This window comes from Cupriavidus gilardii (genome assembly GCF_013314895.1).
Taxonomy (GTDB): domain Bacteria; phylum Pseudomonadota; class Gammaproteobacteria; order Burkholderiales; family Burkholderiaceae; genus Cupriavidus; species Cupriavidus gilardii_C.
The window spans coordinates 14623-34978 of record NZ_JABTYE010000018.1 but is presented as its reverse complement, the minus strand read 5'-3'; the positions used below and the strand labels follow the sequence as shown (position 1 = coordinate 34978).

Genomic DNA, 20356 nt, shown 5'->3' with positions numbered 1-20356 from the left:
CGCGGCATTCTATCACAACAGGAACGACAGGACCCGCGCCCGGAAAATCCGGCGCGGGTCCGGCGATGCCTGGCGCTTAGATACGGCGGCGCTTCGGCGGACGGCAGCCGTTGTGCGGCACCGGCGTGACGTCTTCGATCACGGCGATCTTGATGCCCAGCGCGTTCAGCGCGCGGACAGCCGATTCGCGACCCGGGCCCGGGCCCTTGATGCGCACTTCCAGGTTCTTGATGCCCTGGTCTTGCGCCACGCGGCCGGCGTTTTCGGCAGCAACCTGGGCTGCGAACGGGGTCGACTTGCGCGAACCCTTGAAGCCCTGGCCACCCGAGGTCGCCCACGACAGGGCATTGCCCTGACGGTCGGTGATCGTGATGATCGTGTTGTTGAACGAGGCGTGGACGTGCGCGATGCCGTCGGCGACGTTCTTCTTGACCTTCTTACGCGCGCGCTGGGCGGCGTTGTTCGGACCTTTTGCCATTAGTTATCTTCCTCTGCCTTGGGCGTTACTTCTTCAGAGCCACGCCGGCCTTACGCGGACCCTTGCGGGTACGGGCGTTCGTGCGGGTGCGCTGGCCACGCAGCGGCAGGCCGCGGCGGTGACGCAGGCCACGATAGCAACCAAGGTCCATCAGACGCTTGATGTTCATCGTGGTTTCACGACGCAGGTCACCCTCGACCGTGACCTTGCCCACTTCGTCGCGAAGCTTTTCCAGGTCGGCGTCGGTCAGATCCTTGACCTTCTTGTCAAAAGGAACGCCAGTGGCCTCGCAAATCTTGCGAGCGCGCGAGCGGCCGATACCGTAAATCGCCGTCAGGCCGATCTCGGTATGCTTGTGATTCGGGATGTTAACCCCTGCGATACGTGCCATTCGTCAATCCTCTTTACGATTAGCCTTGGCGTTGCTTGTGGCGGGGATCCGACGAGCAGATCACGCGCACGACACCGTTGCGCTTGATAACTTTGCAGTTGCGGCAAATGCGCTTAACAGAAGCCAGCACTTTCATGATTTTCCTCTTCCTTCAATTCCTGTTTCGGCTCACTTCGTCCTGAAGACGATGCGCGCGCGTGACAGATCGTATGGCGTCAATTCGACCGTAACTTTGTCCCCCGGCAGGATGCGGATGTAGTGCATCCGCATCTTCCCGGAGATATGGCCCAGCACGACATGGCCATTTTCCAGCTTCACCCTGAAGGTCGCATTGGGCAGGTTTTCGATTACCTCACCCTGCATCTGGATGACGTCGTCTTTAGCCATACCTAGCCTGTCCTGACCCGGCTCAGCGCAAAGTCAGGTTACCTTTGAAATTGGCCTTCTTCAGCAACGACTCATACTGCTGCGACATGACGTAGGACTGAACCTGGGCCATGAAGTCCATCGTGACGACCACGATGATCAGCAGCGAAGTTCCGCCGAAATAGAACGGCACGTTCCAGCGCAGCACCAGGAATTCCGGCAACAGGCAGACCAGTGTGATGTAGATCGCACCAGCCAGCGTCAGTCGCACCAGAATCTTGTCGATATAGCGCGTCGTCTGCTCGCCAGGACGGATGCCCGGAATGAAGGCACCGCTTTTCTTCAGGTTGTCCGCAACTTCCCGGCTGTTGTACACCAACGCCGTATAGAAGAAGCAGAAGAACACGATTGCCGCAGCATAGAGCAGGATGTACACCGGTTGGCCGGGCGACAGGGTCGCGGCCAGATCCTTGATGAACCTGCCCACGGCGCCGGTCGAATCCGACGTGAACCAGCCCGCGATCGTCGCCGGGAACAGGATGATCGACGATGCGAAGATCGGCGGAATCACCCCTGCCATGTTCAGCTTCAGCGGCAGGTGCGACGACTGACCGCCGTACACCTTGTTGCCGACCTGACGCTTGGCGTAGTTCACCAGGATCTTGCGCTGGCCGCGTTCGACGAACACCACCGCAAACGTCACCGCGATCACGATCGCCACGATGAAGATCGCCGCGATGATGCTCATCGAGCCGGTACGGACCAGTTCGAACAGCCCGCCGATCGCATTGGGCAAGCCCGCCGCGATACCGCCGAAGATGATGATCGAAATGCCGTTGCCCAGTCCGCGCTCGGTGATCTGCTCACCCAGCCACATCAGGAACATCGTGCCGGTCACCAGCGTGATCACCGCGGTAGCGCGGAACATCATGCCGGGGTCGATCACCAGGCCGGGTTGCGATTCGAGCGCGACCGCGATCGAGAACGCCTGGAAGGTCGCCAGCAGCACGGTCCCGTAACGGGTGTACTGGGTGATCTTCCGCTGTCCGGCCTGCCCTTCCTTCTTCAGCGATTCCAGCTGCGGCAGCACGATCGTCAGCAGCTGCATGATGATCGACGCCGAGATGTACGGCATGATGCCGAGCGCGAACACGGTGAAGCGCGACAGCGCGCCTCCCGAGAACAGGTTGAACATCCCGAGGATGCCACCCGACTGACTCTGGAACAGCTGCGCCAGTTGCTCCGGATCGATTCCCGGCACCGGTATATGCGCACCGATGCGGTAGACGATCAGGGCCAGCACCAGGAACATCAGCCGGCGCTTGAGATCGCCGTACTTCGCCGTGTTCCTGGCCTGTGCGCTTGCATTGGGTTTCGCCGTGGCCAAACGATGCTCCGACTTGTGACTCGCCTATGCTGCGAAATCTGCTTACTTACTCCGCGATCTGACCGCCCGCGGCTTCGATCGCTGCCTTGGCGCCAGCAGTGGCACCCAGACCCTTGATCGTCACCTTGCGAGTCAGCTCGCCGGCCTTGATGACCTTCGCGCTCTTGACCAGGTCGCCGACCAGGCCAGCCTGCTTCAGAACCAGCAGATCGACCTCGGCCGCTTCCAGGCGCTCCAGATCACGCAGCGTGACTTCGGCGGTAAACGCCTTGGTCAGCGACGTGAAGCCGCGCTTCGGCAGGCGACGGTACAGCGGCATCTGGCCGCCTTCGAAGCCGACCTTATGGAAGCCGCCCGAACGCGACTTCTGACCCTTGTGACCGCGACCGGCGGTCTTGCCCAGGCCGGAGCCGATACCGCGGCCGACGCGACGCTTGGCGTGCTTCGAACCGGCGGCCGGTTTCAGGTTGTTCAGTTGCATATTGCTCTCCATATCCCGAACTCAGCCCGGGGCTCAGCCGAGGACCTTCACCAGGTACGAGACCTTGTTGATCATGCCGCGCACGGCCGGCGTGTCCTGCAGTTCCGACACCGAGTTGACACGGCGCAGGCCCAGACCACGAACGGTGGCGCGATGATCCTCACGCGTGCCGATCAGGCTGCGCACGAGCTGCACTTTTACAGTTTTCTGCGACATTTCGTTCACCTGCCTTAGCCGAGGATGTCTTCGACCGACTTGCCGCGCTTGGCAGCAATTTCGCCCGGGGTGCTCATCTTCTGCAGACCGTCCAGCGTGGCGCGAACCATGTTGTACGGGTTGGTCGAGCCGTGCGACTTGGTGACCACGTTGGTCACGCCCATCACTTCGAAGATCGCGCGCATCGGGCCGCCGGCGATCACGCCGGTACCTTCCTTGGCCGGCATCATCAGCACCTTGGCGGCGCCATGCTTGCCGACGACTTCGTGCTGCAGCGTGCCGTTCTTCAGCGGGACCTTGACCATCTTGCGACGGGCTTCGTCCATTGCCTTCTGCACGGCCACCGGCACTTCCTTCGCCTTGCCCTTGCCCATGCCGATGCGGCCATCGCCGTCACCAACCACGGTCAGCGCAGCGAAACCGAGAATCCGGCCGCCCTTCACCACCTTGGTGACGCGGTTGACCGAGATCATCTTCTCGCGGAGGCCGTCGTCGCGTTCGTCCTGCTGGACTTTTGCTTGCATCTTTGCCATGACGTATCTCTCTCTCTGCGCTTAGAACTTGAGGCCGGCTTCGCGGGCAGCGTCAGCCAGAGCCTTCACGCGACCGTGGAAGCGGAAGCCGGCGCGATCGAACGCCACGGTTTCCACGCCGGCGGCTTTCGCCTTCTCGGCGATGCGCTTGCCGATCACGGTGGCAGCAGCGGTAGTGGCACCGCTGCCGGTCAGTTCCTTGCGCACTTCTGCTTCGACGGTCGAAGCCGACGCCACCACCTGGGTGCCGCACGGCGAGTAGACCTGAGCGTAAATATGCGAATTCGTACGGAACACAGTCAGACGATTGACCTTCAGCTCGGCAATCTTGGCGCGGGTCTGACGTGCACGGCGCAAACGAGCGTCTTTCTTGTTCATCACTGCACCCCTTACTTCTTCTTGGTTTCCTTCAGGATGACGCGCTCGTCTGCGTAGCGAACACCCTTGCCCTTGTAGGGCTCGGGCGGACGGTACGCGCGGACTTCCGCGGCAACCTGACCGACTTTCTGCTTGTCCGCACCCTTGATGATGATCTCGGTCTGCGTCGGCGTTTCCGCCTTCACGCCTTCCGGCATCTCATGGATCACGTCGTGCGAGAAACCAAGCTGGAGCTTCAGCGCAGCGCCTTGGACCTGGGCACGGTAACCCACGCCGACAAGGTTCAGCTTGCGCTCGAAACCGGTGGTCACGCCCTTGACCATATTGGCCACCAGAGCACGCATGGTGCCCTGCAGAGCGTTTGCTTCACGCGATTCGTCAGCGGCGGCGAAGGTCAGCGTGTCGTTTTCGACATTGACCTTGACCAGGCTGTGAATCGGCTGGGACAGCGAACCGAGCGGGCCCTTGACGGTGAGCACGCCGGCCGCCACATTCACTTCCGCGCCTTTCGGCAGCGCGATGGGAGCCTTACCTACACGGGACATGGTTACTCCTTACGCGACGTAGCAGATGACTTCGCCGCCCACGCCCGTGGCACGCGCCGCGCGATCGGTCATCAGACCCTTCGGGGTCGAGATGATTGCGACGCCCAGGCCGTTCATCACTTGCGGGATTTCGCTGCGGCCCTTGTACACGCGCAGACCGGGCTTCGACACGCGTTCGATGCGCTCGATCACCGGACGGCCGGCGTAGTACTTCAGACCGATGGTCAGTTGTGCCTTGCCGCCTTCTTCGGCGACAGCGTAGTCGTCGATATAGCCTTCGTCCTTCAGAACCTTGGCGATCGCCACTTTCAGCTTCGACGACGGCATGACAACCGACGCCTTCTGCACGCCCTGGGCGTTGCGGATGCGCGTCAGCATATCGGCGATAGGATCGCTCATGCTCATACTGTTTCTCCTGTAGCCTGTGCGTAATTACCAGCTGGCTTTCGTCAGACCCGGGATTTCGCCCTTGAAGGCAATTTCGCGGATCTTGTTACGCGCCAGGCCAAACTTGCGGAAGGTACCGCGGGGACGACCGGTGATCGCGCAGCGATTGCGCTGGCGGGTCGGATTGGCGTTGCGCGGCAGCTGTTGCAGCTCCAGACGCGCTTCGTAACGCTCTTCTTCCGACTTTGCCTGGTCGTCGATAATGGCCTTGAGGGCAGCGCGCTTCTCGGCATACTTCGCCACGAGCTTGGCGCGCTTCTTCTCACGTTCAATCAGAGCCAATTTAGCCACGGTTACCCCTTAATTGCGGAACGGGAACTTGAATGCGGCGAGGAGCTCCTTGGCTTCCTCGTCATTCTTCGCCGTCGTCGTGATGCTGATGTTCAGACCGCGCAGCGCGTCGATCTTGTCGTACTCGATCTCGGGGAAGATGATCTGCTCTTTCACACCGATGTTGTAGTTGCCACGGCCGTCGAACGACTTGCCGGACACACCACGGAAATCGCGCACGCGCGGCAGGGCCACGGTGACGAAACGGTCGAGGAATTCCCACATCCGTTCGCCACGCAGGGTCACCATCGCACCGATGGGATAGCCCTGACGAATCTTGAAGCCGGCGATGGCCTTGCGGGCCTTCGTCACGACCGGCTTCTGACCAGCGATCTTGGTCAGGTCGCCCACTGCCAGCTCGATGACCTTCTTGTCATTGATGGCTTCGCCCAGACCCATGTTCAGCGTGATCTTGGTGATGCGGGGCACCTCCATGACCGACTTGTAGCCGAACTTCTTCATCAGGGCCGGAACGACCTGTTCTTTGTACTGCTCTTGCAGACGTGCTGCCATGCTCAACTCCTATCCGTGCCCAGAATCAAGCGGCGACGACGGCGCCGGTGGTCTTGAGCACGCGCACGCGCTTGCCTTCCACCAGCTTGATGCCGACGCGCGACGGCTTGCCATTGGCATCCACGAGCGCAACGTTGGAAATATGCAGGGGCATGACCTTGTCGATCACGCCACCGGTCGTGCCCAGCATCGGGTTCGGACGTGCGTGCTTCTTCGCGACGTTCACGCCCTCGACGGCGACCTTGTCGCCCAGCACGGCCTGGACCTTGCCGCGCTTGCCCTTGTCCTTGCCGGTCAGGACGATGACCTCGTCGCCTTTGCGAATCTTGTTCATGGCGGCTCCTTACAGCACTTCCGGTGCGAGCGACACGATCTTCATGAAGCGCTCGGTACGGAGTTCACGAGTCACCGGCCCGAAGATACGGGTGCCGATCGGCTCGAGCTTGTTGTTCAGCAGGACAGCGGCGTTGCCGTCGAACTTGACGAGCGAACCGTCCGCGCGGCGCACGCCCTTGGCGGTGCGGACCACGACGGCGTTGTAGATATCGCCCTTCTTCACGCGACCGCGCGGCGCTGCGTCCTTGACGGTCACCTTGATGATGTCGCCTACGCTCGCATAGCGGCGCTTGGACCCACCCAGCACTTTGATGCACAGCACTTCGCGCGCACCCGTGTTATCGGCCACTTCGAGCCGGCTTTCTGTCTGAATCATGGTGTTTGTCTTCCCAACTTAATCCACCGGGCCCACGAAAAAGGTACGCCCGCCGGTCAGTCTTGGTCCCGTCGGCCACCGGCATTGCGCCAGTCACCGTTTGGGTTGATCAACTTGAAGTCGGTGTGCCAGGCGGTCTGAACGATGTGACAGTCAGGAGCCGCTAGGCCTGGGGTTCGCTTTAACGGACCGCCCGGGTGGTGTTACAAGAGACGGCCGCAATAAAGCGGAAGTCCAGGATTATAGCACATAACCCTGGACCTGCAAGTCAACCGAGAACCTGTTGGTTCTTAGATGACGCGCGCTGCTTCGACCAGCCGGGAAACGACCCAGGACTTGGTCCGCGAGATCGGACGGCCTTCCTGGATCTCGACCTTGTCGCCTTCCTTGTACTGGTTCGCTTCGTCATGCGCCTTGTACTTCTTCGAGCGCAGCACGTACTTGCCATACAGCGGATGCTTGACACGGTTTTCGACCAGGACCGTCACGGTCTTGTCCATCTTGTCGCTTACCACGCGGCCGACCAGCGTACGGCGAAGCGACGATTCCGTTTTTGCAGTTTCAGTCATTTCGAGTTCGCCTTTTCGTTCAGCACGGTATGCACCCGCGCGATGTCCTTGCGCACCTTCTTCAGCTGGCTGGTGTTCTGCAGCTGTTGGGTGGCCTTTTGCATGCGCAGGCTAAATTGGGCCTTCAGCAGCTCGGAGAGCTCCTGGTTCAGGCCGGCGGCGTCTTTGCCGCGAAGTTCGGATGCTTTCATCCCTGCTCTCCTTACGTCCCGACCTGGCGCACCACGAAATTGGTCGCGATCGGCAGCTTGGCCGCCGCGAGGCGGAACGCCTCACGCGCCAGCTCTTCGCTCACGCCATCCATTTCGTACAGCATCTTGCCCGGCTGGATTTCAGCCACGTAGTATTCCGGATTGCCCTTGCCGTTACCCATACGGACTTCGGCGGGCTTCTTCGAGATCGGCTTGTCCGGGAAGATCCGGATCCAGATGCGGCCGCCACGCTTGATGTGGCGGGTCATCGCACGACGTGCCGACTCGATCTGACGAGCCGTCAGACGGCCACGGCCCATTGCCTTCAGGCCGAATTCGCCGAAAGACACGGCGTTGCCACGGGTAGCCTTACCCGTGTTGCGGCCTTTCTGCTCCTTGCGATATTTTCTGCGCTTCGGTTGCAGCATCGTTATTCTCCACTCTTCGCGTCTGCGCCAGGCGCAGCGCGGCGACCGGCACCAGCGCCGCCGCGGCGGTTGCCACCCGGACGGCCTTCACCGTCACGACGGCGACCGTCCGGACGACCCGGGCGACGACGACGTTCGTCTTGCGGCTCTTCCACCACCGGCGCGTCGTTGCGGCCGAGGTGATCACCCTTGTAGACCCACACCTTGACACCGATGATGCCGTAGGTGGTTTCCGCTTCGGAGAAGCCGTAGTCGATGTCGGCACGCAGGGTATGCAGGGGCACGCGGCCCTCGCGGTACCACTCGGTACGTGCGATTTCGATACCGTTCAGACGGCCCGAGCTCATGATCTTGATGCCCTGAGCGCCCAGGCGCATCGCGTTCTGCATCGCGCGCTTCATTGCGCGGCGGAACATGATGCGGCGCTCGAGCTGCTGGGTGATCGAGTCGGCGATCAGCTGAGCATCGGTTTCCGGCTTGCGGATTTCCTCGATGTTCACGTGCACGGGCACGCCCATGCGACGCTGCAGCTCGGCCTTCAGCAGTTCGATGTCCTCACCCTTCTTGCCGATCACCACGCCCGGACGCGAGCTGTAAATGGTGAGACGGGCATTGCGGGCAGGGCGCTCGATGACGACGCGGCCCACCGAAGCGTTCTTGAGTTTCTTCTTCAGAAAGTCGCGAACCTCGATGTCTTCCTTCAGCATGCCGGCGAACTTCGTGTTGTTGGCGTACCAACGCGAAGCCCAGTTACGGCTGACGGCCAGACGGAAGCCAGTCGGATGAATCTTCTGTCCCATCGTGACTCCTTAGTTGCCGAGCGTCACAGTGATGTGACAGGTTTGTTTCTCGATGCGGTTGCCGCGGCCCTTTGCCCGTGCGGTGAAGCGCTTGAGCGAGGTTGCCTTGTCGACGTAGATCGATTTGACCTTCAGCTCGTCGATGTCGGCGCCTTCATTGTGCTCGGCGTTGGCGATGGCCGATTCGACCACCTTCTTCACGATCCCGGCCGCCTTCTTCGGGCTGAACGCCAGGATGTTGAGCGCGCGCTCGATCGGCAGACCACGGATCTGGTCAGCGACCAGGCGCGTCTTCTGGGCGGAGATGCGGGCACCGCGATGAATCGCTTTCACTTCCATGATGGCACCTTACCTCTTCGCTTTCTTGTCAGCCGCGTGGCCCTTGAACGTACGCGTCAGCGCAAATTCACCGAGCTTGTGGCCAACCATGTTTTCCGTGACGTACACCGGCACGTGTTGACGGCCGTTGTGGACGGCGATCGTCAGGCCGATGAACTCCGGCAGAATGGTCGAGCGGCGCGACCACGTCTTGATGGGTTTCTTGTCCTTGCCGCTGACAGCCGTTTCCACCTTCTTCAGCAGGTGGGCGTCACAGAAAGGACCCTTTTTTGCAGAACGAGTCATGTGTTTAGCTCCTACCTACCGATTAACGCTTGTGGCGGCGCTGCACGATCATGCTGGCAGTGCGCTTGTTGCTGCGGGTGCGGTAACCCTTGGTCGGGGTGCCCCACGGCGACACGGGATCGCGACCAGCAGCGGTACGGCCTTCACCACCACCGTGCGGGTGGTCGATCGGGTTCATCACCACGCCGCGGACGGTCGGGCGAATACCGCGCCAGCGGGTCGCGCCGGCCTTGCCGATCACGCGCAGGCTGTGCTCTTCGTTGCCCACTTCACCGATGGTGGCGCGGCATTCGATATGCACGCGACGCACTTCACCGGAGCGCAGACGCACCTGGGCGTAGACGCCTTCGCGAGCCAGCAGCACGGCGGAACCGCCGGCGGCACGCGCGATCTGGGCGCCCTTGCCCGGCAGCATTTCCACGTTGTTGATCGTGGTACCGACCGGGATGTTGCGGATCGGCAGGTTGTTGCCAGCCTTGATCGGGGCTTCCGCGCCGTTCATCAGCGGCTGGCCGGCAACCATGCCCTTGGTGGCGATGATGTAGCGGCGCTCGCCGTCGGCGAACAGCACCAGGGCGATGTTCGCGGAGCGGTTCGGATCGTATTCCAGGCGCTCGACCTTGGCGGGGATGCCGTCCTTGTCGTTGCGCTTGAAGTCGATCACACGGTAGTGATGCTTGTGGCCACCGCCCTTGTGACGGGTGGTGATGTGGCCATTGTTGTTACGGCCCGACTTCTGGAATTGCTTTTCCAGCAGCGGCGCGTACGGTTCGCCCTTGTGCAGGTTGCGGTTGACAACCTTCACCATCGAGCGGCGACCCGGGGAAGTCGGCTTGGTCTTGACGAGTGCCATGATTACTTGGCCTCCGCTTCAAAATTGATTTCCTGACCCGGCTTCAGCGACACGTAGGCCTTCTTCACATGGTTGCGACGACCCATGAAGCGACCGAAACGCTTTTGCTTGCCCTTCTGGTTCAGGATCTGAACGGACTGCACCTCGACCTTGAACAGCAGTTCGACCGCCGCCTTCACTTCCGCCTTGTTGGCGTCGCGAGCGACTTCGAACACCACTTGTTCGTTCTTGTCGGCGACCAGGGTTGCCTTTTCGGAAACCACCGGCGCGAGCAGCACCTGCATCAAACGATGATCGTTCTTGGCTACTTGCGTCATTTGAGCAACTCCTCGATCTGCGCGACGGCCGCCTTGGTCACCAGCACCTTCTTGTAGTGCACGAGCGACAGCGGATCGGCGTGGCGCGGCTCGACAACCGCCACGTGCGGCAGGTTGCGCGAAGCCAGGTAGAGGTTTTCGTCGAGGTTGTCGGTGATGATCAGCACCGAGTCCAGACCCATGGCCTTGAACTTGTCGGCCAGCAGCTTGGTCTTGGGCGCGTCGACGGAGAAACCCTCCACCACGTTGATACGACCTTCCCGGGCCAGCTGCGAATAGATCGAGCGCATGCCGGCACGGAACATCTTCTTGTTGACCTTCTGGCTGAAGTTCTCTTCCGGCGAGTTCGGGAAGATACGGCCGCCCCCGCGCCACAGCGGCGACGAGGACATACCGGCACGAGCACGGCCCGTACCCTTCTGACGCCACGGCTTCTTCGTGGTGTGCTTGACCTCTTCGCGGTCCTTCTGCTTCCGGTTGCCGCTACGCGCGTTGGCCTGGTAAGCGACGACGATCTGGTGAACCAGAGCTTCGTTGTAATCGCGGCCGAAGACTTCGGGCGAGGCTGCAACGCCTGCACCGATCTGACCGTTGTCCTGGAGGAGCTTAAGTTCCATGTGTCCGCTCCTTAAGCCGCAGCTTTGGCCTTGACGGCCGGGGTAACGATGACTTTTCCGCCCTTCGAACCCGGGATCGCGCCCTTGACCAGCAGCAGCTTGCGCTCTGCGTCGATCTTGGCGATGACCAGGTTTTGGACGGTACGCGTGACGTCACCGAGGTGGCCGGTCATGCGCTTGCCCGGGAACACACGACCCGGATCCTGCGCCATACCGATCGAACCCGGCACGTTGTGCGAACGCGAGTTACCGTGCGTGGCACGGCCCGACGCGAAGTGGTAGCGCTTGATGGTACCGGCATAGCCCTTACCGATCGTCACGCCCTGCACGTCGATCTTCTGGCCGACCTGGAACAGGTCGACCGACAGCGCGCCACCGGCTTGCAGCTCGGCAGCCTTGGCTGCATCCACGCGGAATTCTTTGATGATTTCGCCCGCTTCCACACCGGCTTTGGCGAGATGACCCGCCAGCGGCTTGGTGACGCGGCTTGCGCGCCGGGCGCCGAAGGTGACTTGCACCGCGGTATAACCGTCGGTCTCGTCCGTCTTGATTTGCGTCACGCGGTTGTCGCCGACCTCGATCACGGTCACGGGAATTGCTTCACCGTCGTCCGTGAAAATACGGGTCATGCCAACCTTGCGACCTACAAGGCCAAGGCTCATGGTTTGCTCCATTCCCGGCTGCGATTGGCCGGGGCTGATTGATACACGAAACGTGTTGAGTGTTTCTGGTGTCGGGGGCTTGCGCAAAAGAGACGGCGCACGGCCAAAACGGCCAGCCCAATACCCATAGATAGATGGGTAGCCTTACACTATATCGCAGGCTCCTGGAAAGAGCAACTGCAATCTGGCAAAGCGTTCAGCAACTGGGGATATTGCTGTTGCAACGTGGTTGATACGTCGCTATTTCGGGCGCCCAGGCGCCGAAAAAGGAAACGGCGAACTCGCGTTCGCCGTTCACACTGCAGAGCGGCCGCGCGCGGGCGGCCGGTCTCGTCGGATCGATTACACCTTGATCTCGACGTCCACGCCAGCCGGCAGGTCCAGCTTCATCAGCGCGTCGACGGTCTTTTCCGACGGGTCGACGATGTCCAGCAGACGCTGATGGGTGCGGATCTCGAACTGATCGCGGCTGGTCTTGTTCACGTGCGGCGAACGCAGGATGTCGAAGCGCTCGATGCGGGTCGGCAGGGGAACCGGGCCCTTGACGATCGCGCCGGTGCGCTTGGCGGTATCCACGATTTCGGCGGCCGACTGGTCGATCAGGCGATAGTCGAAAGCCTTCAGGCGGATACGGATCTTCTGGTTCTGCATGATTTTTCCTTAAAAGAGCGATGGGCCGTCACCGGCCCGGTGGTAGCAGGGACGGGCGCAGGCCGCCCGTCCCGACAGCCTGGTTTAGTCCAGGATCTTGGCAACGACGCCGGCGCCGACGGTGCGGCCGCCTTCACGGATGGCGAAGCGCAGGCCTTCTTCCATCGCGATCGGGGCGATCAGCTTGACGGTGATCGACACGTTGTCGCCCGGCATCACCATTTCCTTGTCCTTCGGCAGCTCGATCGAGCCGGTCACGTCGGTCGTACGGAAATAGAACTGCGGACGGTAGTTGTTGAAGAACGGGGTGTGACGGCCGCCTTCGTCCTTCGACAGGATGTACACCTCGCCGGTGAAGTGCGTGTGCGGCTTGATCGAACCCGGCTTGCACAGCACCTGGCCGCGCTCGACGTCTTCACGCTTGGTACCGCGCAGCAGCAGACCGACGTTGTCGCCAGCCTGGCCCTGGTCCAGCAGCTTGCGGAACATTTCCACGCCGGTGCAGGTGGTCTTGACCGTCGGGCGGATACCGACGATTTCGATTTCCTCGCCGACCTTGATCACGCCACGCTCGATACGGCCGGTCACCACGGTACCGCGGCCTGAGATCGAGAACACGTCTTCGACCGGCATCAGGAACGTGCCGTCCACGGCGCGCTCCGGCGTCGGGATGTAGGTGTCCAGCGCGTCGGCCAGGCGCATGATCGCCTCTTCGCCCAGGTCGCCCTTGTCGCCTTCGAGCGCCAGCTTGGCCGAACCCTTGATGATCGGGGTGTCGTCGCCGGGGAACTCGTACTTCGAGAGCAGCTCGCGCACTTCCATTTCCACCAGCTCGAGCAGCTCGGCGTCGTCCACCATGTCGCACTTGTTCAGGAACACGATGATGTACGGCACGCCGACCTGACGGGCCAGCAGGATGTGCTCGCGCGTCTGCGGCATCGGGCCGTCAGCGGCCGAGCACACCAGGATCGCGCCGTCCATCTGGGCAGCGCCGGTGATCATGTTCTTGACGTAGTCGGCGTGGCCCGGGCAGTCAACGTGCGCGTAGTGGCGGTTGGCCGTCTCGTACTCGACGTGCGCGGTGTTGATGGTAATACCGCGTGCCTTCTCTTCCGGCGCCGCATCGATTTCGTCGTACTTCTTCGCAGCACCGCCGAACTTCGCCGCCAGCACCGTCGCAATCGCCGCCGTCAGCGTCGTCTTGCCGTGGTCAACGTGACCAATCGTACCAACGTTCACGTGCGGCTTGGTCCGCTCGAACTTTTCCTTTGCCATTTTTTTCAGCTCCTAATGGAATGCAGTCTTGTCGATTCATCACGCCGCCGCGCCCAGGCGGGCGCGGCGGCATACAGCCTGTTTACTTGCCCTTGGCCGCCATCACTGCTTCGGCGATGTTCTTCGGTGCCTCGGCGTAGTGCTTGAATTCCATGGTGTAGGTGGCGCGGCCTTGCGTGGCCGAGCGCAGCGCGGTCGAATAACCGAACATTTCCGACAGCGGGACTTCGGCCTTGATGATCTTGCCGCCGCCCACCATGTCGTCCATGCCCTGCACGATGCCGCGGCGGGACGACAGGTCGCCCATCACGGTACCGGTGTAGTCTTCCGGCGTTTCCACTTCCACGGCCATCATCGGCTCGAGCAGAACCGGGCTGGCCTTGCGCATGGCTTCCTTGAAAGCCATCGAACCGGCCATGCGGAACGCGTTTTCGTTCGAGTCCACGTCGTGGTACGAACCGAACGTCAGCGTGACCTTCACGTCCACCACCGGGAAGCCCGCCAGGACACCGGCCTGCAGCGTGTCGGTGATACCCTTTTCGACAGCCGGGATGTATTCGCGAGGAATCACACCGCCCTTGATGGCGTCGACGAACTCGAAGCCCTTGCCCGGCTCCTGCGGTTCCAGCGTGATCACGGCGTGGCCGTACTGGCCGCGGCCGCCCGACTGCTTGACGAACTTGCCTTCGACGTCCTCGGCCTTCTTGCGGATGGTTTCGCGGTAGGCCACCTGCGGCGCGCCGATGTTGGCTTCCACGCCGAATTCGCGCTTCATGCGGTCGACCAGAATTTCGAGGTGAAGCTCGCCCATGCCCGAAATGATGGTCTGACCCGATTCTTCATCGGTACGCACGCGGAACGACGGGTCTTCGGCGGCCAGGCGGTTCAGGGCGATGCCCATCTTTTCCTGGTCGGCCTTGGTCTTCGGCTCCACCGCCTGCGAGATCACCGGCTCCGGGAACACCATGCGCTCGAGCACGATCGGTGCCGACGGATCGCACAGCGTGTCGCCCGTGGTGGCATCCTTCAGGCCCACCGCGGCGGCGATGTCGCCTGCCAGCACTTCCTTGATTTCTTCGCGCTGGTTGGCGTGCATCTGCAGAATACGGCCCAGACGCTCCTTCTTCTGCTTCACCGGGTTGTACACGGTGTCGCCCGAATTGATCTTGCCCGAGTAGACGCGGAAGAAGATCAGCTGGCCGACGAACGGGTCGGTCATGATCTTGAACGCCAGCGCCGAGAACTTCTCGTTGTCGTCGGCCTTGCGCTCGAGCTTCTTCTCGTCGTCGCGTTCGTCCACGCCCTTGACCGGCGGAATATCGACCGGCGACGGCAGGAAATCGATCACGGCGTCGAGCATACGCTGCACGCCCTTGTTCTTGAACGCGGTACCGCACAGCATCGGCTGGATTTCGCAGGCGATGGTACGGTCACGCAGCGCCTTGACGATCTCGGCGCGGGTCAGCTCTTCGCCGCCCAGGTACTTTTCCATCAGCTCTTCGCTGGCTTCGGCGGCGGACTCGACCATCTTCTCGCGCCATTCGTCAGCGGTCGCCTGCAGCTCGGCCGGGATGTCCTTGTATTCGAACTTCACGCCCTGGCTGGCTTCGTCCCAGATGATCGCCTTCATTTCCAGCAGGTCGATCACGCCCTGGAAGCCGTCTTCAGCGCCGATCGGCACCACCACGGGCACCGGGTTGGCCTTCAGGCGGGTCTTCAGCTGCTCGTAGACCTTGAAGAAGTTGGCGCCGGTACGGTCCATCTTGTTGACGAACGCCAGACGCGGCACGCCGTACTTGTTGGCCTGACGCCAGACGGTTTCCGACTGCGGCTGCACGCCGCCCACGGCGCAGTACACCATGCAGGCGCCGTCCAGCACGCGCATGGAACGCTCCACCTCGATGGTGAAGTCCACGTGGCCCGGGGTGTCAATGATGTTGAAGCGGTGCTCGGGGTAGTTGCCGGCCATGCCCTTCCAGAAGGCGGTGGTGGCAGCGGAGGTGATGGTAATACCACGCTCCTGCTCCTGCTCCATCCAGTCCATCGTGGCGGCGCCGTCGTGCACTTCACCGATCTTGTGGTTCACACCGGTGTAGAACAGGATGCGCTCGGTGGTGGTGGTTTTACCCGCGTCAATGTGAGCCGAGATACCGATATTGCGGTAACGCTCGATGGGAGTCTTACGAGCCACTTTAATCCTCTAATTCGTCAGTGAGGCGCCGCCATCTCTTGGCCTACGCCCCTAACACAAACGGGCGAGATGTGTAAAAACACAGCCCGCCCGGCAACCAACAGCGAATCCGCGCGCCTTTAGAAGCGGAAGTGCGAGAACGCCTTGTTGGCTTCGGCCATGCGGTGCACTTCGTCGCGCTTCTTCATCGCGCCACCACGGCCTTCCGCGGCTTCGAGCAGCTCACCTGCCAGGCGCAGCGCCATCGACTTCTCGCTGCGTTTTTTCGCGGCCTCCCGCAGCCAGCGCATCGCCAATGCCAAACGACGCGACGGACGGACTTCGACCGGAACCTGATAGTTGGCGCCACCGACGCGGCGGCTCTTCACTTCCACCACCGGCTTCACGTTGTTGATCGCAACGGAGAACACTTCGATGGGGGCCTTGCCTGCCTTCTTTTCGATCTGGTCGAACGCGCCATAAACGATGCGCTCGGCAACCGACTTCTTGCCGTCCAGCATCAGCACGTTCATGAACTTGGCAACTTCGACGTTACCGAACTTCGGATCAGGCAGGATTTCCCGCTTGGGGACTTCACGACGACGTGGCATCTTCTTTCCTTTGGATTCAGTTGAGTGCGGACTCTTCCGCGCTCCGGCCACCAACTAGCTTGCCTTCCTGCGCCAGGGGCGCGGCAAATTCGCCGGGTGGACCACTTACTCGACGGCACGGCGCAGCAAATGGGCCGTTGTACCGCCGCTTGTTGACAGCAACATGACGCTGCGCGCCAGCCGCCATCGCTGGTGTTGCAGCCTTAGGCCGCCTTCGGACGCTTCGCGCCGTACTTCGAACGCGCTTGCTTGCGGTCCTTGACGCCTTGCAGGTCGAGCGAGCCGCGCACGATGTGGTAACGCACACCCGGCAAGTCCTTGACACGACCACCGCGGATCAGCACGACCGAGTGTTCCTGCAGGTTGTGGCCTTCACCGCCGATGTACGAGATGACCTCGAAACCGTTGGTCAGACGCACCTTGGCGACCTTACGCAGTGCCGAGTTCGGCTTCTTCGGCGTGGTGGTGTACACACGGGTGCACACGCCACGGCGTTGGGGGCAGTTCTCAAGCGCCGGGCTCTTGCTCTTGATGACTTCAGAGACGCGCGGCTTGCGAACCAGTTGGTTGATAGTTGGCATTGTTCAATCCAGCTTGGTTTTACAAAAAAACACCGCTTCGACGACGAACCGGCGGCACGCCCGCAAGCGCGACGACGATCGACGAAACGGTAGGACGGGTTTTGGGCGGGAGCAGACGAGCAGAACGCTCTGGGACGGGACTGTGTGAACGACCAGACTTGCCAAAGAGCGCGAGCTCGCCTGGGATCCCGCTGGGCGAAGTCAGTCAGTCGTGACTGATCTGCCTGGACGGTCGCCGGACACACTGGGTGCCACCAAACGACGCGCGAGCGAAATCCGAAGCCAAAAACTCGAATCCGGCATGCTAGCAGCGCACCGATCAACGGTCAAGCGGTTTACCTATGTCAAATCGCATTATGCGACGGCCGCCCCCGCCAGTCTCGTTTAGGCCCTCCGGGGTCCGGCAGCCTGACTGCGGCGGGCCGCTGCTCATGCCTTCTGCAGCACTTCCAGCAGCTCGTCGCCATAGCGTTCCAGCTTGGCCGCGCCGATGCCCGGCACCTCGGCCAGCTCCGCCATGCTGTCGGGCGCGCTGCGCGCCAGCTCGGCCAGCGTCGCATCGTGGAAGATCACATAGGCTGGCACCCCGTGCTCGCGGGCGGTTTCCGTGCGCCAGCGGCGCAGCGCCTCCCAGTTGGCCAGCGCCTGTTCGTCCATCTGCGCGGTATGGTCGACCCGGTTGCCGCGCCCGGCCCCGCTGCGCTCGCCGCGGGCCGGCTTGCTGACCTGGCGGCGCAGCGTGATGCTGGTCTCGCCCTTGAGCACTGCGCGCGCCGACTCGCCGAGCAGCAGGGCCCCGTGCCCGCCATGATCGATCACCAACAGGCCGTGCGCGATCAGCTGCCGGAAGATCGCATGCCATTCGGACACGGAACGGTCGGCGCCGATGCCGAAGGTCGATACCTTGTCGTGGCCCCATTGGCGGATCTTCTCGGTGGCATTGCCGCGCAGCACGTCGATCAAATGGGTGGCGCCGAAATGCACGCGGCTGGCCTGCGCGGTGCGGTAGACGCACGACAGCGCCATCTGCGCCTCGCGCGTGCCGTCCCAGGTCGCCGGCGGCTCCAGGCAGGTATCGCAGTTACCGCAGGGTTCGCTCGCCTCGCCGAAATACGCCAGGATGCGCACGCGCCGGCAACCGGCGGTCTCGCACAGGCCCAGCAAGGCGTCGAGCTTGGCCGACGACACGCGCTTGTGCGCCTCGTCGGCCTCCGATTCGTCGATCATCCGCTTCTGCTGCACCACGTCGCCGAGACCATAAGCCATCCAGGCATTGGCCGGCAGGCCGTCGCGGCCCGCACGGCCGGTCTCCTGGTAATAGCCCTCCATGCTCTTCGGCAGATCGAGGTGGGCGACGAAGCGGACGTCGGGCTTGTCGATGCCCATGCCGAAGGCAATGGTAGCGACCATCACCAGCCCCTCTTCGTCGCGGAAGCGCGCCTGATGCTGCTGACGCACCGCCGCCTCCATGCCGGCGTGGTAAGGCAGCGCGTTGATGCCATGGCCGCGCAGCCAGTCGGCGGTCTCCTCGACCTTGCGGCGCGACAGGCAGTAGACGATGCCGCTGTCATGCGTGCCGTCGGCCGCCATGTGCTCGGCCTTGATGAAGGCCAGCAGCTGCTGGCGCGCGTTGTCCTTCTCGACGATGCGATAGCGGATATTGGGGCGATCGAAGCTCGACAGGAAGACACGCGCATCATCGAGGGCCAGGCGTTCGACGATCTCCTGCCGCGTCACGGCATCGGCCGTCGCGGTCAGCGCGATGCGCGGCACCTGCGGGAAGCGCTCGTGCAGCACCGACAGCTGGATGTATTCCGGCCGGAAGTCGTGGCCCCACTGCGACACGCAATGCGCTTCGTCGATCGCGAACAGGCCGACGCGGGTGCGATCGAGCAGATCCTGGAAGCGCGGCGTCATCAGCCGCTCCGGCGCGACATAGAGAATCTCCAGCCGCCCGGCCAGCAGGTCACGCTCGACCGCCGATGCCTCCGCGCCGGTCAGCGTGGAGTTCAGCACCGCGGCGCGCACGCCCGCCTCCGTCAGCGCGGCGACCTGATCCTGCATCAGCGCGATCAGCGGCGAGACCACGATGCCGACGCCATGGCCGGCGCGCTGTCGCAGCAGCGCCGGAATCTGGTAGCACAGCGACTTGCCGCCGCCGGTCGGCATCAGCACCAGGCAATCGCCGCCCTCGGCCACGTGATCGATGATTTCGGCCTGACTGCCACGGAAGGCGTGATAGCCGAAAACCTCCTTGAGGATGGTCAGGGCGGGTGACATGGACGACGGCACAGCGGTCAGGAAAGGGCAGTTGGCGCGAAAGGCGTAACCATACCACTGCGCCGGCGTGCGGGGCGTGGCCGATCGTGACGACCAGCGTGGCGACGGACCGCGGCCGTAACTCGGAGCCCTATTCCATCAGGTCTTCGCCCTATCACACCCCGCCAAATTCGTTTTGCGAAATCGAGACGTTGCTTTGGGCTGGGCGCCAACATCGGTGCGAGAACTCGAAATCGGTTGCCGAAAGCGTAAGACTTTGCATCGAGACACGGCCACCATGGCCCCGCGCAATCGTTGCGTTTCCTTATCCGCTTATCCAACCATTCGAGTCATCCCATGTCCAATTCGCCCAATTTGCCCAATTCGCTCATTTGCCCCATTTCCAGCCATCAATACCCGGCCCAACTGCCTGCGCTGTCGGCGCTTCAGTCCGAATCCGTCGCCGCCGCCGATACGACCGCAGCCATCGGCCAGTCCGGCGACATGGACCTTTTCCTGCAGGAGAAGCTTTACCGCGAGAAGGCGGCCGAACTGGCCAAGCTGTCGCAAGCCAGCGGCAGCTACGCAAGAGAAACGCTCAGCGACTCCGAAATCAAATCGCTGAAGGCGGCCGGTGTTCCGATCGACGCGTTCCTGGCGCAGCACGGGCAGAAGCTCGGCTCGCGCGAGTACAACGCGCTGGCAGAGTTGATCATGAAGACCATCGACAAGCAGGCGCAGTCGGCCGGCGGCAACGCGGCTTCGTCGACGGCGTTCGCGCCGAACTGTGTCGCAGCGCGCGCGTTCGTGTAAGTCAGGCCTGCGAAGCCCGTACCGACATAGTCCACGTTGCGGGCCAGCACGTCGTTGGGTGCGCCGGCGAATCGTTGGCAGTGCCTGCAGAGACGTCTGCGCAAAAAAAGCCCGGTGCGATTTCTCGCACCGGGCTTTCTCGTTACAACGTTACTGCG

General features: G+C 62.3%; 32 protein-coding genes. 1 reads left to right on the top strand and 31 read right to left on the bottom strand.

Annotated features, from left to right (window positions below):
* Window positions 1-76: 76 nt before the first annotated feature.
* From rpsK to recQ, 31 genes are all read right to left on the bottom strand, one after another.
* Window positions 77-478: a 30S ribosomal protein S11 gene (gene rpsK / locus HTY53_RS17630; protein WP_023264857.1), complete on the bottom strand. Its 402-nt coding sequence runs from the start codon at window positions 476-478 to the stop codon at window positions 77-79.
* Between the two features lie 25 nt (window positions 479-503).
* Window positions 504-869, bottom strand: a complete 366-nt coding sequence (gene rpsM / locus HTY53_RS17625) for a 30S ribosomal protein S13 (RefSeq protein WP_006577443.1) — start codon at window positions 867-869, stop codon at window positions 504-506.
* 19 nt (window positions 870-888) lie between these two features.
* The gene (rpmJ, locus tag HTY53_RS17620) at window positions 889-1005 is read right to left on the bottom strand and encodes a 50S ribosomal protein L36 (protein ID WP_006160433.1); all 117 of its coding nucleotides are present in this window, start codon (window positions 1003-1005) and stop codon (window positions 889-891) included.
* Window positions 1006-1037: 32 nt separating this feature from the next.
* Entirely contained in the window at window positions 1038-1256 is a 219-nt protein-coding gene (gene infA / locus HTY53_RS17615) for a translation initiation factor IF-1 (RefSeq protein WP_006577442.1), read from the bottom strand.
* 22 nt (window positions 1257-1278) lie between these two features.
* Entirely contained in the window at window positions 1279-2622 is a 1344-nt protein-coding gene (secY, locus tag HTY53_RS17610) for a preprotein translocase subunit SecY (RefSeq protein ID WP_149319742.1), read from the bottom strand.
* Window positions 2623-2668: 46 nt separating this feature from the next.
* The gene (rplO, locus tag HTY53_RS17605; RefSeq protein WP_174107813.1) at window positions 2669-3103 is read right to left on the bottom strand and encodes a 50S ribosomal protein L15; all 435 of its coding nucleotides are present in this window, start codon (window positions 3101-3103) and stop codon (window positions 2669-2671) included.
* A 33-nt stretch (window positions 3104-3136) separates the two neighbouring features.
* Window positions 3137-3319, bottom strand: a complete 183-nt coding sequence (gene rpmD, locus HTY53_RS17600; protein WP_174107812.1) for a 50S ribosomal protein L30 — start codon at window positions 3317-3319, stop codon at window positions 3137-3139.
* A gap of 14 nt (window positions 3320-3333) precedes the next feature.
* A complete protein-coding gene (gene rpsE / locus HTY53_RS17595) occupies window positions 3334-3852 on the bottom strand; it encodes a 30S ribosomal protein S5 (protein WP_006576230.1) in 519 nt (172 codons plus the stop codon).
* 21 nt (window positions 3853-3873) lie between these two features.
* The gene (gene rplR / locus HTY53_RS17590; protein ID WP_053822676.1) at window positions 3874-4230 is read right to left on the bottom strand and encodes a 50S ribosomal protein L18; all 357 of its coding nucleotides are present in this window, start codon (window positions 4228-4230) and stop codon (window positions 3874-3876) included.
* An 11-nt stretch (window positions 4231-4241) separates the two neighbouring features.
* Window positions 4242-4775 carry a 50S ribosomal protein L6 gene (rplF, locus tag HTY53_RS17585; RefSeq protein ID WP_174107811.1) on the bottom strand — a complete coding sequence of 178 codons (534 nt, stop codon included), beginning with the start codon at window positions 4773-4775 and terminating at the stop codon, window positions 4242-4244.
* Window positions 4776-4784: 9 nt separating this feature from the next.
* Entirely contained in the window at window positions 4785-5180 is a 396-nt protein-coding gene (gene rpsH, locus HTY53_RS17580) for a 30S ribosomal protein S8 (protein ID WP_006576233.1), read from the bottom strand.
* A gap of 27 nt (window positions 5181-5207) precedes the next feature.
* Window positions 5208-5513: a 30S ribosomal protein S14 gene (gene rpsN / locus HTY53_RS17575; RefSeq protein ID WP_053822678.1), complete on the bottom strand. Its 306-nt coding sequence runs from the start codon at window positions 5511-5513 to the stop codon at window positions 5208-5210.
* A 9-nt stretch (window positions 5514-5522) separates the two neighbouring features.
* Entirely contained in the window at window positions 5523-6065 is a 543-nt protein-coding gene (gene rplE / locus HTY53_RS17570; RefSeq protein ID WP_006576235.1) for a 50S ribosomal protein L5, read from the bottom strand.
* A 25-nt stretch (window positions 6066-6090) separates the two neighbouring features.
* Entirely contained in the window at window positions 6091-6399 is a 309-nt protein-coding gene (rplX, locus tag HTY53_RS17565) for a 50S ribosomal protein L24 (RefSeq protein ID WP_006576236.1), read from the bottom strand.
* 9 nt (window positions 6400-6408) lie between these two features.
* Window positions 6409-6777, bottom strand: coding sequence for a 50S ribosomal protein L14 (gene rplN / locus HTY53_RS17560; protein ID WP_006576237.1), 369 nt, complete (start codon window positions 6775-6777; stop codon window positions 6409-6411).
* Between the two features lie 290 nt (window positions 6778-7067).
* Complete coding sequence (gene rpsQ / locus HTY53_RS17555; protein ID WP_006576238.1) at window positions 7068-7346, bottom strand: 30S ribosomal protein S17; 279 nt, start codon at window positions 7344-7346, stop codon at window positions 7068-7070.
* A complete protein-coding gene (gene rpmC / locus HTY53_RS17550) occupies window positions 7343-7537 on the bottom strand; it encodes a 50S ribosomal protein L29 (protein WP_006576239.1) in 195 nt (64 codons plus the stop codon). Before rpmC ends, rpsQ begins: the two co-directional genes overlap by 4 nt.
* Window positions 7538-7548: 11 nt before the next feature.
* On the bottom strand, window positions 7549-7965 hold the full coding sequence (rplP, locus tag HTY53_RS17545) for a 50S ribosomal protein L16 (RefSeq protein WP_006576240.1): 417 nt from the start codon (window positions 7963-7965) through the stop codon (window positions 7549-7551).
* A 2-nt stretch (window positions 7966-7967) separates the two neighbouring features.
* Window positions 7968-8765, bottom strand: a complete 798-nt coding sequence (gene rpsC, locus HTY53_RS17540) for a 30S ribosomal protein S3 (RefSeq protein WP_023264853.1) — start codon at window positions 8763-8765, stop codon at window positions 7968-7970.
* Between the two features lie 9 nt (window positions 8766-8774).
* On the bottom strand, window positions 8775-9104 hold the full coding sequence (gene rplV, locus HTY53_RS17535) for a 50S ribosomal protein L22 (protein ID WP_061956552.1): 330 nt from the start codon (window positions 9102-9104) through the stop codon (window positions 8775-8777).
* A gap of 9 nt (window positions 9105-9113) precedes the next feature.
* On the bottom strand, window positions 9114-9389 hold the full coding sequence (gene rpsS / locus HTY53_RS17530) for a 30S ribosomal protein S19 (protein WP_006576244.1): 276 nt from the start codon (window positions 9387-9389) through the stop codon (window positions 9114-9116).
* Between the two features lie 22 nt (window positions 9390-9411).
* Window positions 9412-10242: a 50S ribosomal protein L2 gene (gene rplB / locus HTY53_RS17525; protein ID WP_174107810.1), complete on the bottom strand. Its 831-nt coding sequence runs from the start codon at window positions 10240-10242 to the stop codon at window positions 9412-9414.
* A gap of 2 nt (window positions 10243-10244) precedes the next feature.
* A complete protein-coding gene (gene rplW, locus HTY53_RS17520; RefSeq protein WP_006576245.1) occupies window positions 10245-10559 on the bottom strand; it encodes a 50S ribosomal protein L23 in 315 nt (104 codons plus the stop codon).
* Window positions 10556-11176 carry a 50S ribosomal protein L4 gene (gene rplD, locus HTY53_RS17515; RefSeq protein ID WP_053822679.1) on the bottom strand — a complete coding sequence of 207 codons (621 nt, stop codon included), beginning with the start codon at window positions 11174-11176 and terminating at the stop codon, window positions 10556-10558. Before rplD ends, rplW begins: the two co-directional genes overlap by 4 nt.
* An 11-nt stretch (window positions 11177-11187) precedes the next feature.
* On the bottom strand, window positions 11188-11838 hold the full coding sequence (gene rplC / locus HTY53_RS17510; RefSeq protein ID WP_174107809.1) for a 50S ribosomal protein L3: 651 nt from the start codon (window positions 11836-11838) through the stop codon (window positions 11188-11190).
* Window positions 11839-12180: 342 nt separating this feature from the next.
* On the bottom strand, window positions 12181-12489 hold the full coding sequence (rpsJ, locus tag HTY53_RS17505; RefSeq protein ID WP_006576248.1) for a 30S ribosomal protein S10: 309 nt from the start codon (window positions 12487-12489) through the stop codon (window positions 12181-12183).
* Between the two features lie 84 nt (window positions 12490-12573).
* Window positions 12574-13764, bottom strand: coding sequence for an elongation factor Tu (tuf, locus tag HTY53_RS17500; protein ID WP_174107799.1), 1191 nt, complete (start codon window positions 13762-13764; stop codon window positions 12574-12576).
* Window positions 13765-13846: 82 nt separating this feature from the next.
* Window positions 13847-15955, bottom strand: a complete 2109-nt coding sequence (gene fusA, locus HTY53_RS17495; RefSeq protein ID WP_174107808.1) for an elongation factor G — start codon at window positions 15953-15955, stop codon at window positions 13847-13849.
* A gap of 119 nt (window positions 15956-16074) precedes the next feature.
* Window positions 16075-16545 carry a 30S ribosomal protein S7 gene (rpsG, locus tag HTY53_RS17490; protein WP_006576502.1) on the bottom strand — a complete coding sequence of 157 codons (471 nt, stop codon included), beginning with the start codon at window positions 16543-16545 and terminating at the stop codon, window positions 16075-16077.
* Window positions 16546-16748: 203 nt separating this feature from the next.
* A complete protein-coding gene (rpsL, locus tag HTY53_RS17485; protein WP_006576501.1) occupies window positions 16749-17126 on the bottom strand; it encodes a 30S ribosomal protein S12 in 378 nt (125 codons plus the stop codon).
* A 429-nt stretch (window positions 17127-17555) separates the two neighbouring features.
* On the bottom strand, window positions 17556-19406 hold the full coding sequence (recQ, locus tag HTY53_RS17480) for a DNA helicase RecQ (protein ID WP_174107807.1): 1851 nt from the start codon (window positions 19404-19406) through the stop codon (window positions 17556-17558).
* Window positions 19407-19742: 336 nt separating this feature from the next.
* Here recQ and HTY53_RS17475 point away from each other — a divergent pair, with 336 nt between their 5' ends.
* Complete coding sequence (locus HTY53_RS17475; protein ID WP_174107806.1) at window positions 19743-20198, top strand: hypothetical protein; 456 nt, start codon at window positions 19743-19745, stop codon at window positions 20196-20198.
* Window positions 20199-20356: the final 158 nt, after the last annotated feature.